A 13,618-nucleotide genomic window follows, 5' to 3' on the forward strand; every position below is an offset into this window, starting at 1 on the left:
AACAATGAACAAACTCAAAGTCGCCATCATCGGTTCCGGAAACATCGGCACCGATCTGATGATCAAGATCCTGCGCAACGCCAGGCACCTGGAAATGGCGGTCATGGTCGGCATCGACCCGGCCTCCGACGGCCTGGCCCGCGCTCAGCGCATGGGGGTGGCCACCACCCACGAAGGCGTCGAAGGCTTGACCCGCATGGATGTGTTCAAGGACATCGACTTCGTCTTCGATGCCACCTCGGCCGGTGCCCACGTCAAGAACGATGCGTTCCTGCGCTCGATCAAACCCGACATTCGCCTGATCGACCTGACGCCGGCTGCCATCGGCCCGTATTGCGTGCCAGTGGTCAATCTGGAACAGAACTTGGACCAGCTCAACGTCAACATGGTCACCTGCGGCGGCCAGGCGACCATTCCGATGGTCGCGGCGGTGTCCCGCGTGGCCAAGGTGCATTACGCCGAAATCGTCGCTTCGATTGCCAGTAAATCCGCCGGTCCCGGCACCCGTGCCAACATCGACGAATTCACCGAAACCACCTCCAAGGCCATCGAAGTGATCGGCGGCGCCGCGAAGGGCAAGGCGATCATCGTGATGAACCCGGCCGAGCCACCACTGATGATGCGCGACACCGTGTTTGTATTGTCCGAAGCGGCTGACCAGGCGCTGGTCGAGGCCTCCATCGTCGAGATGGCGGCCGCCGTGCAGGCTTATGTGCCGGGCTATCGACTGAAGCAACACGTGCAGTTCGACGTCATTCATGAAGATGCGCCGCTGAACATTCCTGGTCATGGAAAATTCTCCGGGCTGAAGACTTCGGTGTTCCTCGAGGTTGAAGGCGCCGCCCATTACCTGCCTGCTTACGCCGGGAATCTCGACATCATGACCTCCGCTGCCTTGGCCACCGCCGAGCGGATGGCGCAGTCGATGCTGAACGCCTGAGGAGACCGAAATGACTTTCAATCCCGGTAAAAAACTCTACATCTCCGACGTGACCCTGCGCGACGGCAGCCATGCCGTTCGCCACCAGTATTCGATCCAGAATGTGCAGGACATTGCCCGCGCATTGGACAAGGCCAAGGTCGACAGTATCGAAGTCGCCCACGGCGATGGCCTACAAGGGTCGAGTTTCAACTACGGTTTTGCTGCGCACACTGATCTTGAATGGATCGAGGCCGCCGCCGATGTGATTAGCCACGCCAAAATCACCACGCTGTTGTTGCCCGGCATCGGCACGGTGCATGACCTGAAAGCGGCCTACAACGCCGGAGCCCGGGTGGTGCGCATAGCCACCCATTGCACCGAGGCCGACGTGTCGAAGCAGCACATCGAATACGCCCGCGAGTTGGGCATGGACACCGTCGGTTTCCTGATGATGAGCCACATGATCCCTGCCGAGCAGTTGGCCGCCCAGGCCAAGCTGATGGAGAGTTACGGCGCGACCTGCGTGTACATGGCCGACTCGGGCGGCGCGATGAACATGCAGGACATCCGTGATCGATTCCGCGCGTTCAAGGCTGTGCTGAAGCCGGACACCGAAACCGGCATGCACGCTCACCACAACCTGTCGCTCGGCGTGGCCAACTCGATCACCGCAGTGGAGGAAGGTTGCGACCGCATCGACGCCAGCCTCGCCGGCATGGGCGCCGGCGCCGGTAACGCACCGTTGGAGGTGTTCATCGCCGCGGCTGAGCGCCTGGGCTGGAACCACGGCACCGACCTTTACACACTGATGGACGCGGCCGATGACATCGTTCGGCCGTTGCAGGACCGTCCGGTGCGGGTCGACCGCGAAACCCTGGCACTGGGTTACGCCGGGGTCTATTCGAGCTTCTTGCGCCACGCCGAAATTGCCGCTGAAAAGTATGACCTCAAGACTCTCGACATCCTCGTCGAACTGGGCAAACGGCGGATGGTCGGCGGTCAGGAAGACATGATCGTCGACGTTGCGCTGGATCTGCTCAAGCGCTGACACCAAGCACCACACCGACTGACCGCCCACGCAGCGGTCGGGCGGCCCTGCTTTGCCCACACAACAATAAAACGGGTACTACCCATGACTGCGCTAAAACCGACAACACCGTTGCACATGACGCGGACCATCGGTCTGTGTTTCCTCGTGGCCCTAATGGAGGGCCTTGACCTACAGGCCTCCGGGATCGCTGCCCAAGGCATGGCGGCCGCGTTCGAACTGGATAAATTGCACATGAGCTGGGTGTTCAGTGCCGGAATTTTCGGCCTGCTGCCCGGTGCGTTCCTGGGCGGCCTGCTAGCTGACCGCATCGGCCGCAAGCGCGTGCTGATGGCATCGGTAGCGATGTTCGGACTGTTCTCGCTAGTCACGGCCATGGCTTGGGACTTCAACAGCTTGCTGGTTGCCCGTTGCCTCACGGGCATAGGTTTGGGCGCCGCATTGCCCAACTTGATCGCGCTGACCAGTGAAGTGGCCGGTCCGCGTCTGCGCGGCACGGCCGTGAGCCTGATGTATTGCGGCGTGCCACTGGGTGCTGCGGTGGCGGCTGGCATTGGCATCGCTCAACTGGCCGGTGGCTGGCAAGTGGTGTTCTACGTCGGTGGTCTGGTACCGCTGTTGATCGTCCCTCTGCTAGGGCTTTATCTGCCGGAATCGGCGCAGTTTCGCAGCGTCCAGGACACCGCCCCCATCGGCGTGGTCCGGGGCCTGTTCCGCGAGGGCGCGGCCCTGCCGACCGCAATGATCTGGGTGAGTTATTTCTTTACGCTCATGGTCGTGTACATATTGATCAACTGGCTGCCCAGCTTGTTGGTCGGCCAGGGTTTCAGCGGCCGACAGGCCAGTTGGGTGATGTTTGCTCTGCAGCTTGGTGCTGCGGTCGGTACCTTGCTGCTGGGTTGGGTAATGGACCGACTGCCAGCCTGGGTCCTGTCTGCCCTGATCTATATTGGCATTCTCGCTTCGCTGACCGCTCTGGGTATGGCCAGCCAACTGGAAAGCATGCTGGCAGCCGGTTTCATTGCGGGCTTTTTCGCCACCGGCGGGCAATGCGTGCTGTATGCCTTGGCACCGCATTTCTATAGCCCGTCTGTGCGCGCCACGGGCGTGGGCAGCGCGGTGGCCATCGGCAGACTCGGCGCAATGAGCGGCCCGCTGGTGGCCGGCAAGATGCTCGCCTTGGGCACCGGCACGACCGGAGTGATGCTGGCTTCGGCGCCGGGAATCGTCATCGCCGCAGTCGCGATGTTTTACCTGTCAGTGCGCCGCAACGGCGCTCAGCCTGACTGACAACTCCCGCGTAATACCCCGTGCCGGAAACGGTGCGGGTTCATCCCCAACAACAATAAAAGTGAACACCGGCATGCTCAAGACTACTCTTCGGGCGCTCAGCGCCTGCACCTGCGTTTTATACTTTGGCCAGGCGTGTGCCAGCGGTTTTGTCGATGACAGCCACGCCGATCTGACGATGCGAAACTTTTACTTCGATCGTAACTACGTGAACGCCACACCCCAGGCCGCCGCCCGCGAGTGGGCCCAGGGGTTCATTCTCAACGTGCGTTCAGGTTATACGGAAGGGCCAGTGGGGTTCGGCCTCGACGCCCAAGGTTTGCTGGGAGTGCGCCTGGATTCTTCACGCGCTCGCACCGGTACCGGCCTGCTGCCGTACAGCGCCACCACCCGTGAGCCGGCCGATGAATATTCGGAGCTGGGTCTGACGACCAAGGTCAGGGCATCGAAAAGCGAGTTGCAATTGGGCACCATAAGCACGTTTCTTCCGATCGCTTTCGCCAGCCCTACCCGACTGCTACCACAGACCTTTCGTGGCGCGTACCTCAAGTCCCAGGAAATCGACAACCTCACCCTGCACGTCGGCTGGCTGGACCGCATCAACCTGCGCGACTCCACCGACTATCAGAAAATGTCGGTAGGCTCACCCAATGGACGCTTCAATGGTGCCGCCGAGTCGGACCGTTTTTCCTTCCTCGGCGGCGACTATGCCTGGTCGCCGCAATTGACATTTAAGTACTACCACGCAGAGCTCGCTGACCTGTACCGCAAGGACTTCTACGGCTTTGTCGATAATCGCCCGATCGGCCCCGGCAGCCTGAAAAGCGACTTTCGTCTGTTCGTTACCGGTGAAGACGGTGCAGCCAGGGCCGGCCCGGTGGACAACCGCAATGCGGCACTGATGCTGACGTATGCCCTGGGTGCCCACAAATTCGGTGCCGGCTACATGCAACTGACAGGCAAGACAGCCATGCCATACCTGTTCGGCACCGAACCGTTAGTGATCACCGAAGGCACTCTGAGCTCTGAGTTCCTCAACCCTAAAGAGCGCAGTTGGCAGGTACGGTATGACTACAATTTTGCAGGCCTTGGCGTGCCGGGACTGAATGGCATGCTGCGCTATGTAAGTGGAGACAATATCGAACTAGCCAAGCTGGGAGGCTCCAACCTGACAGAGAGCGAAAAGGATTTCGAGCTGTCCTATGTGCTGCAGAGCGGCCAACTGAAAGGCTTGGCGCTGCGGTTGCGCAACGCCTGGTACCGCAACGACTTCAGCGCACAAGCCAGCCATCGAGATGACAATGAGCTGCGGGTTAACATCGATTACACGTGGAAATTATGGTGAGTTCTGGCCGGCTCCTGTGTGAGGCGCCAATACTTGCATCACGAAGATGCGAGCGCACCGTCACTGAATCAAGCCGCTTCCATTCGTCAGATTCATGGTTTTCTGGGGGCGCCAAGCGCTTGCTGCGGGTCGATTTCGGCTCTTAGTGACCGGCAGAAATCGGCCAGAAGCGGCCCTTCGTGACAGGCAAAGATCAGCCAAAAGTGTGCTTCATCTGATCACGAATGAAGCACACTGGCGTGTTGTTGCCCACGATGCTCCAGATGCCTCGTCGAGGGGTTTGTCTGCCAACGGACTGAAACAGCTTGGCGCTGCTGTACTTCCTCTACCGCTCGACTCGGAGTTTTGGCTGTGCCCGAAGCGTGATTGCTATGGCGAATTCAGCCAGTTTGCCGAAAGGTGCTCTGAGCAGGCTAGGTAGGCTCCAGCGACCTTGGACGAATATTCCCTTGGCATGGCTCATGGAGCGAAAACCCTCGATGCCGTGGTAGGCCCCCATACCGCTCGGCCCTACACCGCCGAATGGTAGATCATCCACGGCGACGTGCAGCAGAGTGTTGTTGATGCCGACATTCCCGGATGTGGTGCGCTTGAGCACAGCCTCGCTGTCGGCATCCATATTGCCGAAATAGTAAAGCGCGAGTGGGCGCGGCCTGGCGTTGATGTAGTCGATTACTTCGTCGAGAGAGCGGTAGGTACGAACCGGTAGCAGTGGGCCGAAGATTTCTTCCTGCATGACCAATGCATCGTCTTCGGCTCCCACGATCAACACCGGAGCCAATGTCCGCGGTCGCTCTGCCGCACGCTCTGGGGTCACTCCAACCTCGATCACGCCTGCTCCCTTGGCGCGTGCGTCTTTGATGAGCGTATGCAACCGCATGTAATGCCTGTCGCTGATAATCGAGGTGTAATCGGGACTGGTTGGGCCTTGCGGATAAGAACGGGCAACAGCGTCGCGGTATTGGGTGATGAACTCGCCCAGGTCGTCTTCATGAACCAGGGCGTAGTCCGGTGCAACGCAGGTCTGGCCAGCATTGGATAATTTGCCGAAGACAATGCTCTCCAATGCGCTGCGCCCTGCATGGCCTGGCGCTACGACCACGGGACTCTTGCCACCCAGTTCAAGGGTCAGCGGTACCAGATTTTCACTGGCGGCACGCATTACCATTCGACCTACCTGAGTGCTGCCGGTGAACAGCAGGTGATCGAACGGAAGGCCGCTGAAATAGGCGCCTGTCTCAGGGCCGCCGAGTACCACTGCTACCTCATCGGCAGAAAAACAGCTCGCCAGCATGCGTTGAATCAATTCACTAGTGCGTGGCGTCAGCTCGGAGGGTTTGATCATCACCCGGTTGCCAGCCGCGAGCGCAGTTGCCAATGGGATGAAGGTTAGGGAGAACGGGTAGTTCCAAGGCGCCATGACTCCGATCACACCTTTAGGCTGGTACTCCACATAGGCGCGGCCGGCGCGATGAAACGCCGCGACATGACGACGTTCGGGCTTCATGAAACGGCGCAGGTGTCGCAACAAGTAGTCAATGGACTGCACCACGCCAAGCAGTTCCATGATGTCGGTCTCATGCCTGGAGCGATTGCCGAAATCAGTACTGATCGCATCCTCTACTTCACGCCTGTGAGCGAGAACCACCGCGCGTAACTTGACCAGGTTGGCCCTGCGTCGTTTGAGGCCGGGTGGCCCGTCGTTAAGAAATGCCCTTCTTTGTTGGTCGAGCATATTGGTGGTGTCGATAACTGGGGAGTCCTCTAGAGCAACGGTCATCTTGCGTCTCCCAAGCCGTTGTAATGCGCAGACGCTTCAATCCATTTCCGATACTGGCGAGTGCGAAAGGCCATGAAGAGCTGTTGCAGGATCAGCGCGCGCAACGGTGAAACGCTCGGATCGGGCTTTTTAGCCCGGCTGAGTTTGCGCAATTGAAACTTCACTACTGCCATGTTCGCCAAGGATGCGATGGCTTTGTTTTTCCAAGTGATCGGCGGCAATTGAGGGGCATTGTCTTTGCCCTGCAACCAGTCACGAGGCAAGTGCGGATCGATGGCTAACGCCGTTCCGATGCCCACCATGTCCACACCACTCTGCACGACGCTTTCGGCCACCGGGCGGCGACGTATACCGCCGGTGACCATCACCGGCATTTGGGCAACGGTTTGGAGATCACGGGCGAACTCAAGGAAATAAGCTTCGCGAGCGAGGGTGCGACCATCGCGCGCGTCACCCTGCATGGCGGGTACTTCGTAGCTGCCTCCCGACAACTCCACCATGTCCACGCCCAGGTCGTTGAGCAACTCAACTACCTTTTTCGCGTCATCGGCGGTGAATCCTCCGCGCTGGAAATCGGCGGAGTTGAGTTTGACCGCCACTGCAAAATCCGCAGAAACCACAGCCCTGACGGCCTTGACGATTTCGAGCAACAGGCGTGCCCGGTTTTCTAGAGAGCCACCCCACTCGTCCGTCCTTTGGTTGGTCAACGGCGAAAGGAACTGGCTCAACAAATAGCCATGGGCAGCGTGGATTTCCACGCCGGTGAATCCGGCTTGTTCGCCCAGGCGTGCGGTGTTCGCAAAGCGCTGAATGACTTCTTCGATCACGCCAGGGGTCATCGCGTGAGGCGTGGCAAAACGCTTGGACATTTTGCCCAGTTCCAGCGGCACGGCTGACGGTGCCCAGGTTTTTTGCCCAAGATTGGACTGCATCTGCCGACCTGGGTGATTGATCTGCAACCAGAACTGCGCACCGCCGGATCGACCAATATGCGCCCAGCGCTTGAACTTGACCAGTTGCTGATCGTCCTGCAACACCACGCCACCCGGCCCGGTCATGGCGCGGCCGTCGACCATCACGTTGCCGGTGATAATCAGGCCTGCACCACCGTCGGCCCATGCTTGATAGAGACGCATGAGTTCTTCGGAGGGTGCCTGGTCAGCATCCGCCATGTTCTCTTCCATGGCGGCTTTGGCGATTCGGTTCTTGATGGTCGAACCGTTGGGAAGCATCAGCGTGTCGAACACATTCATCGAGCAGTCCTCAACTGGAGATGAGGCCACCTTAAGCTTGAAGTAAACTTTAAGGTCAATACCTTTTTCAAGGTCAGTCGATGTTCAACGCGCCAGACCCTGGCAAGTGCGTCACCAGATGGGCGCCCAACAACCGAGCGGGTGTGTAGGTGCCGCCAGCTGGGCGCATCTGTAGCAGGTAGTCGACCACAGCCAAGGCTGCGTCGACCGTCAGACTGTAGACGTTCGCGGTGTGCACGCGTGCGACTTTGCATTCGCCGCGAGCGTTTCTAGCCTCACCCCATACGTAGGTGCCTTGATCGGCACGCTTTTCCTGATCCGGGCCGACTACTGTCTTGCCGATGCGCGCCTTGAGCAGGCTCTGCACGAAGGACAAACCCAACAGTGGACGAATGAAATTGGCGAATCTGGCGCCGCGAATCATCCCCGCAGAGCCTGGAATAAACACTTCAATATTGGCAATACCAGTGGTATGCCAAGCTGTGGAAACGTCGCCCCAAGGAATGGTCATGGCCAATTTCTCTCCGGCGCCAAAGTCGATACGCCGTACCCGATACGCCAGCGGTACCGAGACGATTTTGCCGTCACGACGAACCTTGCCGCCCTGCGCCATGCCTTCAATCGAAGTTTTGGCAGTACCGGGTGAAAAGCTCGAACGCGAATCAAACCCCAGCGCCAGATGCGTTGCATCCGGCAGTGCGTTTTTCAATGCGGCGGCGACACAGTCAGTCGGCACCACATCAAAGCCGACGCCGGGGCAAATGACCACGCCCGCCGCACGCGCCCGTTCACTCAAGGACTGGGCGTGCTCGAATACGGCAATTTCGCCGGTGATGTCCAGGTAGTGCGCATTGGCGCGCAAGCAGGCTTCCATCATAGGGGTGGCGGTCGCTGAAAACGGCCCTGCGCAATGCAGAACCAAGCCATGGCCTTTGATCTGAGCAAGCAACCGCACCTCATCCTCCAGTCCGAACACTCGGGTTTCAAGGCCCAGCTCCCGACCGAGGGCTTCGACCTTGTCACGGTTGCGTCCCGCCAGCACAGGTTTAAGTCCACGCTTTACAGCATCACGAGCGATCAACTCGCCGGTGTAGCCATTGGCGCCATAGATCATCCATTTGAACTGCATATCCAGGTTGTCTTGCTGACTCATGCATTGCTCCTGACGGTATTGATGACGTGCGTTATTGCCTTGCCCTATCAGTGTCAGACGCTAGCGTTAAAGTCAGGTTGAGGGTCAAGCGGAAGTGAGCAACTTCCGGCGGAAATTATTTGCAGCAGTGGGGATTGACCTTAAAGCGAGGTTTAAGGTGAGCATGCACTGGCCTGCTTAATTGATGGAACCCGGATGATGCTCAAGACCTTTGTTTCTTATGCGTTGGTATTGATAGGAAGCGCTTTCATGACATTTGCAAATGCTGACACCGCCCCTTCCACAATGACTGCCAAGAATCGCCAAATTCTGGTGATTCTGACCAATCACGCCAGCTATCCCTCACGAACCGATACCACGGGGTTGTGGCTGACTGAGCTGACGCATTTCACCGATGTAGTGGAGGCGGCTGGCTACAGCACAGTTTTTGCCAGTCCCAAAGGCGGTGCGGTGCCACTGGACGAGCGCAGCCTCGGTTGGCTGTACATGGACAAGGCCGCCCGTGAGCATTTGCAGTCCCCGGCCTTTCGCGCTCGCCTGCAAAGCACGCTGCCGATAGCCGATATCGATCCGTCCCAGTTCAGCGTCATCTACTTCACCGGGGGACATGGGGTGATGTGGGATTTCCCCAATAATCCCGACCTGCGGCGTGTCGCCGAAACCATCTACAACCAGGGTGGCATCGTCTCGGCCGTCTGCCATGGCGTAGTGGGTCTGTTGGATCTGAAGGATGAACAAGGCCAGTTGATCATCAAGGGCAAGAACATCACCGGCTTCTCTGATCGCGAAGAACTGTTCTCCGGCATGAAAAGCCAGGTGCCCTTCTTCCTTGAGGACAAGTTGGTGAGCCAGGGTGCACGGTACCGCAAGGGCTGGCTGCCATTCACGTCGTTTGCCATCACGGATGGAAGGCTTGTCACTGGCCAAAACCCTCAATCGCCCAAAGCCGTAGCTGAAGCCGTGATGGCAGTGCTCTCTGGCGACAACGTAGCTCGCTGAACCCTCAAGTAGTTCCCACCACCCGGAGAAAGACCGATTGAAACTCGCAAGCGCCGTATTAACAGGATTGCTGTTCAGCTCAATTGCCAACCATGCGTTGGCGGGGACGCCTGAAATGCTCAGCCCGACTGAAACCAACACAATCGATATCGCAGGCCACACAGTGCCGGTCGTCAAGGGCGGCCTGTACGACCGTTATCGCTCGAACCCGCCCTTGTCGGTGATTGCAGCAGAACTGCCGGGTGTTGATTTGAGTTGGTTCAAAGGACTGGAAAAGCACAAGGTCGACATTGGCTTCGAGTCATACTCCCCGAACTTTTACTACCAGAACAGTCGGGTAACTGCTGTCTACACGGCCGACTTGGACGCACTTCGGGCATTGATGCCACCGGAAGTATTGGCAACCGTACACCCCCTGCAAGTCTGGCCCGGACGCGGCTTGATTGCGTTTACTGCGTACACCTATGAGCATTGTGATAACGACGCCTATAACGAAGTGGCCGTGTCGATCATTACCAACAAGCCAGGCAAAGCCAATCTGGGTCCGTTCACACTGATTGGACAGTCGACGTCTGGTGACTTCTGGGGCTATGTGCTCAAGCTGCCGGTCAATACCGAGCTTGCACGGGTGCGCGGTGTCGTCGGTTACAACCTGCCTAAATGGCTGACCGGTATTGACCGCAAAGAAGATGCCCAGTCTGTGGTCTATGACATCACCGACAGCCAGACCGGAAAAGTCGACGTGTCCTTCAAAGCGAAGAAACTCGACAACCTCTCTCGTGATGTCGATATCGTCACCAGCAGCTTCACCAACCTCGATCATCAGGGCCAGTTGGCATACGGTTATGCGGTTTCCCGCCAACTCAGTCACGGCTCCAGCCGCGACGCTGATTCGGCCACCCTCACGCTAGGCGATGGCAGTCTGTCGAATTACCTGCGCGCCCTGAAGCTGGGGAAAATGATGAAGTACGAATACGTGCCAGAGTTCCAGAGTGCGCTCTATGCGCCCAAACCACTCGCCAGCCTGATTGGCGAGCGCTGAAACCTTTTACGCCTGTCAGGCCCCGGATGCCTGGCGGGCGTTTTTTCTCTTGGAAGATGCTGTCGCACGCTTGCCTGGAGCTTGGCCAACCCCATCTTCACGCAGACGATTTATCAGCATTTGCGCATTGTCCGCACACGCCATACCTTCGGGCTTACCCTCGATGCCCTTGATGACGAGCAGAAGTTGCGCTTTGTTCTGGGCTAGCCGTTCCTGTAGAACACCGATTTCCTCAACCTTTTGCTTGAGTCCACTGAGCAATTCATCGTGCTGCCAGCCGCTGGCATTCATCGGCATCAATTGCCGGATTTCTTCCAACGAAAAACCCGCCGCCTGTGCTCCGGTGATGATCTCCAGGACCCACTCGGTATCAGGCGCGTAGTCCCTGTAGCCATTTGCTTTGCGTTCGACGGATCTGATCAGGCCGCTTGCCTCATAGAACCGGATGCGTGACGGCGCCAATCCGCTGATTTTCGCCAGTTCGCCTATTCTCATAACCCACCCTGAAAAATCTATTGACCTTAAAGTTGACTTTAAACCTAAAGTCATCGGGCGGCCAAGCAGCACAAGTGCAACGTGTTGCTCAGCAGTTATGGAAGTCATGGGGCAGGCGCAACTTTCCACAAACGCGCCCTCTGAACCGCCTATCGGATGGGCTGCACTTTGTTCATTCAAGGCCATGTTCCGAACGCGATTCGGTATAGGCCTTCACTTCATTCTGGAGATACGAACATGGGGTATGTCACTACGCGAGACGGTGTTGAAATTTTTTACAAAGACTGGGGGCCACGCGATGCCCAGGTAGTCTTTTTCCACCACGGATGGCCGCTTAGCGCGGACGATTGGGACGCGCAAATGCTCTTTTTCCTGGCCAACGGTTTCCGGGTTGTAGCACACGACCGACGTGGTCACGGACGATCCAGTCAAGTCTGGGATGGGCATGACATGGATCACTACGCCGACGACGTCGCGGCCGTGGTTGATCACCTAGGCGTGCAAGGCGCCGTCCATGTCGGGCACTCCACCGGCGGTGGCGAAGTCGTTCACTATATCGCTCGTCATGGCGAAGACCGAGTGTCAAAGGCAGCCATCATCAGCGCCGTGCCACCGCTAATGGTCCAGACCCCGAGCAATCCTGGCGGTCTGCCGAAGTCAGTGTTCGACGACTTGCAAGCACAACTGAAGGCCAACCGCGCTCAGTTCTACCACGACGTTCCAGCAGGACCTTTTTACGGCTATAACCGCCTGGGTTCAAAACCGTCCGAGGGCATCATCTGGAACTGGTGGCGACAAGGCATGATGGGCTGTGCAAAGGCACACTATGACGGGATCGTGGCGTTTTCTCAGACCGACTTCACCGAAGATTTGAAGAGCATCAAGATCCCCGTGCTGGTGATGCATGGTGATGATGACCAGATTGTCCCTTATGAGAATGCCGGGGTTTTGTCAGCCAAACTTCTGCAAAACAGTACGCTGAAAATCTACCCCGGCTTCCCGCACGGAATGCCTACAACCAACGCCGATACGATTAACGCTGATCTGCTCGCATTCGTAAGGAGCTAATCAATTATAGGGCGGTGGGTAACCCCGCCCTATATTTTTCAAAGCCACCAAATCGACGCGTTTAAATTCAGCGAAATGCCGTCAAAACTGTGCCATTTGGATAACTGCTTTTTAGCCCAAAGCGGTGGTTGGCGAGCGTCTCCTTTGGGTCGTTCTCTGCCGGTTGTGTCCACGAATCATGCCGGTCAAATCCGATGCAAATGACTGGTCAGGTCGAATGCAAATGGGTGGGCAAGTCCGTGCAATTACCCAATTTTGTGAGCGGGAGTGTTTTCAGGTTTTAGCGTTCGTTGACGCCGTTTTTTTTTTCGGGTCCCAGGCTTGCGTTTCGTCTCGGACAACTGACGCAACTGAATCAACTGCTGCCCCAAAGTTTCAGCCCGGGCCAACTGTGCTACTGCACGTTGCTGCGTTTCACTGAGGTCGCTCTGTGCCGACTCCAGTTTTCGTTGCAGCTCATCGCTTCTTCGACTGGCCACTTTTAACTGGCTTGCTACGGCTTTGCCCTCCTCCCGGGCTCGATCAACCTCACGGTGAGCCCGATCCTCAACACCGCGCACATAGGCCTCTTGCGCTACACGCTCCTGCTCGGCTTTGAGGCGCAACGCCTGCGGTTCCTGCTGCAATTCCTGGTTTCGCAGAAGGGTCTCGCGGCGCTCGTGCGCCACGCTCTCCCGTTGCTGTTGCAAATCTTCGACCTGCGTCTGGCGCTGGGTCAGCAATAGCTCCAGATCCGCCAGGCGCAACTCGACTGCCTGGCGCCCCGATACTGCGTCCGTCGCCTGTTGCCGAAACTGTGCCGCGTCCTGACGCGCCTGATCCTCGACAGCGACAACTCGCTCGCGCTCGGCAGCTAAGACCTGACGTTGCTCAGCCAAGGCCTGCTCGGCCACGCCTTGGGCCAGATAAATGGCCTGCTGCCACACCGCGATAAAAGCCTGCGACACCTCGGCCGGCAACGCTGGTAGGCGGGCTTCACCGGTCAGGCGCGCGGCTAAGCGCTCCCACCATTGATCCAGCAATCCGCCGACCCGCGCCGGGCTGCCGCGGCCCAGCTCCAGGCGCACGCGTTCCACCGTTGGCCGTTCGCCGTTCGCCGCGGGCCAATACCGCATCCGCGGCGGCAAACACCTCGTTTTCCGGCACCCCTACTGCCATGGTTTACCTCCGGTTATATTAGGTCTGATAATAGAATGTTATCCGACAGTAATTTTTGGGCAGTT

Annotated in this window: 11 protein-coding genes and 1 pseudogene; 7 read left to right on the top strand and 5 right to left on the bottom strand. The window is 58.1% G+C overall.

Annotated features, from left to right (window positions below; genetic code table 11):
* Window positions 1-4 precede the first annotated feature (4 nt).
* The 4 genes from J1D76_RS00955 to J1D76_RS00970 all read left to right on the top strand — a co-directional run bounded on the left by J1D76_RS00955 (window position 5) and on the right by J1D76_RS00970 (window position 4,605).
* Window positions 5-940, top strand: a complete 936-nt coding sequence (locus tag J1D76_RS00955; RefSeq protein ID WP_077431641.1) for an acetaldehyde dehydrogenase (acetylating) — start codon at window positions 5-7, stop codon at window positions 938-940.
* A 10-nt stretch (window positions 941-950) separates the two neighbouring features.
* A complete protein-coding gene (dmpG, locus tag J1D76_RS00960; protein ID WP_077431640.1) occupies window positions 951-1,970 on the top strand; it encodes a 4-hydroxy-2-oxovalerate aldolase in 1,020 nt (339 codons plus the stop codon).
* A gap of 84 nt (window positions 1,971-2,054) precedes the next feature.
* The gene (gene mhpT / locus J1D76_RS00965) at window positions 2,055-3,260 is read left to right on the top strand and encodes a 3-(3-hydroxy-phenyl)propionate transporter MhpT (protein WP_421136581.1); all 1,206 of its coding nucleotides are present in this window, start codon (window positions 2,055-2,057) and stop codon (window positions 3,258-3,260) included.
* A gap of 73 nt (window positions 3,261-3,333) precedes the next feature.
* Window positions 3,334-4,605 carry an OprD family porin gene (locus tag J1D76_RS00970; RefSeq protein WP_421136793.1) on the top strand — a complete coding sequence of 424 codons (1,272 nt, stop codon included), beginning with the start codon at window positions 3,334-3,336 and terminating at the stop codon, window positions 4,603-4,605.
* A 325-nt stretch (window positions 4,606-4,930) separates the two neighbouring features.
* Here J1D76_RS00970 and J1D76_RS00975 read toward each other — a convergent pair whose 3' ends face one another.
* The 3 genes from J1D76_RS00975 to J1D76_RS00985 all read right to left on the bottom strand — a co-directional run bounded on the left by J1D76_RS00975 (window position 4,931) and on the right by J1D76_RS00985 (window position 8,791).
* Window positions 4,931-6,385: a coniferyl aldehyde dehydrogenase gene (locus tag J1D76_RS00975; RefSeq protein ID WP_421136582.1), complete on the bottom strand. Its 1,455-nt coding sequence runs from the start codon at window positions 6,383-6,385 to the stop codon at window positions 4,931-4,933.
* Entirely contained in the window at window positions 6,382-7,638 is a 1,257-nt protein-coding gene (locus J1D76_RS00980) for an NADH:flavin oxidoreductase/NADH oxidase family protein (protein WP_421136583.1), read from the bottom strand. The genes J1D76_RS00975 and J1D76_RS00980 overlap by 4 nt, the downstream gene beginning before the upstream one ends.
* Before the next feature lie 73 nt (window positions 7,639-7,711).
* Window positions 7,712-8,791 carry a saccharopine dehydrogenase family protein gene (locus J1D76_RS00985; protein WP_421136584.1) on the bottom strand — a complete coding sequence of 360 codons (1,080 nt, stop codon included), beginning with the start codon at window positions 8,789-8,791 and terminating at the stop codon, window positions 7,712-7,714.
* 195 nt (window positions 8,792-8,986) lie between these two features.
* Between J1D76_RS00985 and J1D76_RS00990 the strand changes: the two genes are divergently transcribed.
* A complete protein-coding gene (locus tag J1D76_RS00990; RefSeq protein ID WP_421136585.1) occupies window positions 8,987-9,790 on the top strand; it encodes a type 1 glutamine amidotransferase domain-containing protein in 804 nt (267 codons plus the stop codon).
* A gap of 115 nt (window positions 9,791-9,905) precedes the next feature.
* A complete protein-coding gene (locus J1D76_RS00995; RefSeq protein WP_421136794.1) occupies window positions 9,906-10,832 on the top strand; it encodes an acetoacetate decarboxylase (ADC) in 927 nt (308 codons plus the stop codon).
* 15 nt (window positions 10,833-10,847) lie between these two features.
* Here the strand turns inward: J1D76_RS00995 and J1D76_RS01000 are convergent, their stop codons facing one another.
* The gene (locus J1D76_RS01000) at window positions 10,848-11,327 is read right to left on the bottom strand and encodes a MerR family transcriptional regulator (RefSeq protein WP_421136795.1); all 480 of its coding nucleotides are present in this window, start codon (window positions 11,325-11,327) and stop codon (window positions 10,848-10,850) included.
* Between the two features lie 237 nt (window positions 11,328-11,564).
* Between J1D76_RS01000 and J1D76_RS01005 the strand changes: the two genes are divergently transcribed.
* Window positions 11,565-12,395: an alpha/beta fold hydrolase gene (locus J1D76_RS01005; protein ID WP_421136586.1), complete on the top strand. Its 831-nt coding sequence runs from the start codon at window positions 11,565-11,567 to the stop codon at window positions 12,393-12,395.
* Window positions 12,396-12,640: 245 nt separating this feature from the next.
* Here J1D76_RS01005 and J1D76_RS01010 read toward each other — a convergent pair.
* Window positions 12,641-13,553: pseudogene (locus tag J1D76_RS01010) on the bottom strand (DNA-binding protein).
* Window positions 13,554-13,618 lie beyond the last annotated feature (65 nt).

This window comes from Pseudomonas sp. NFX15, from assembly GCF_049132105.1.
Classification (GTDB): Bacteria; Pseudomonadota; Gammaproteobacteria; order Pseudomonadales; family Pseudomonadaceae; genus Aquipseudomonas.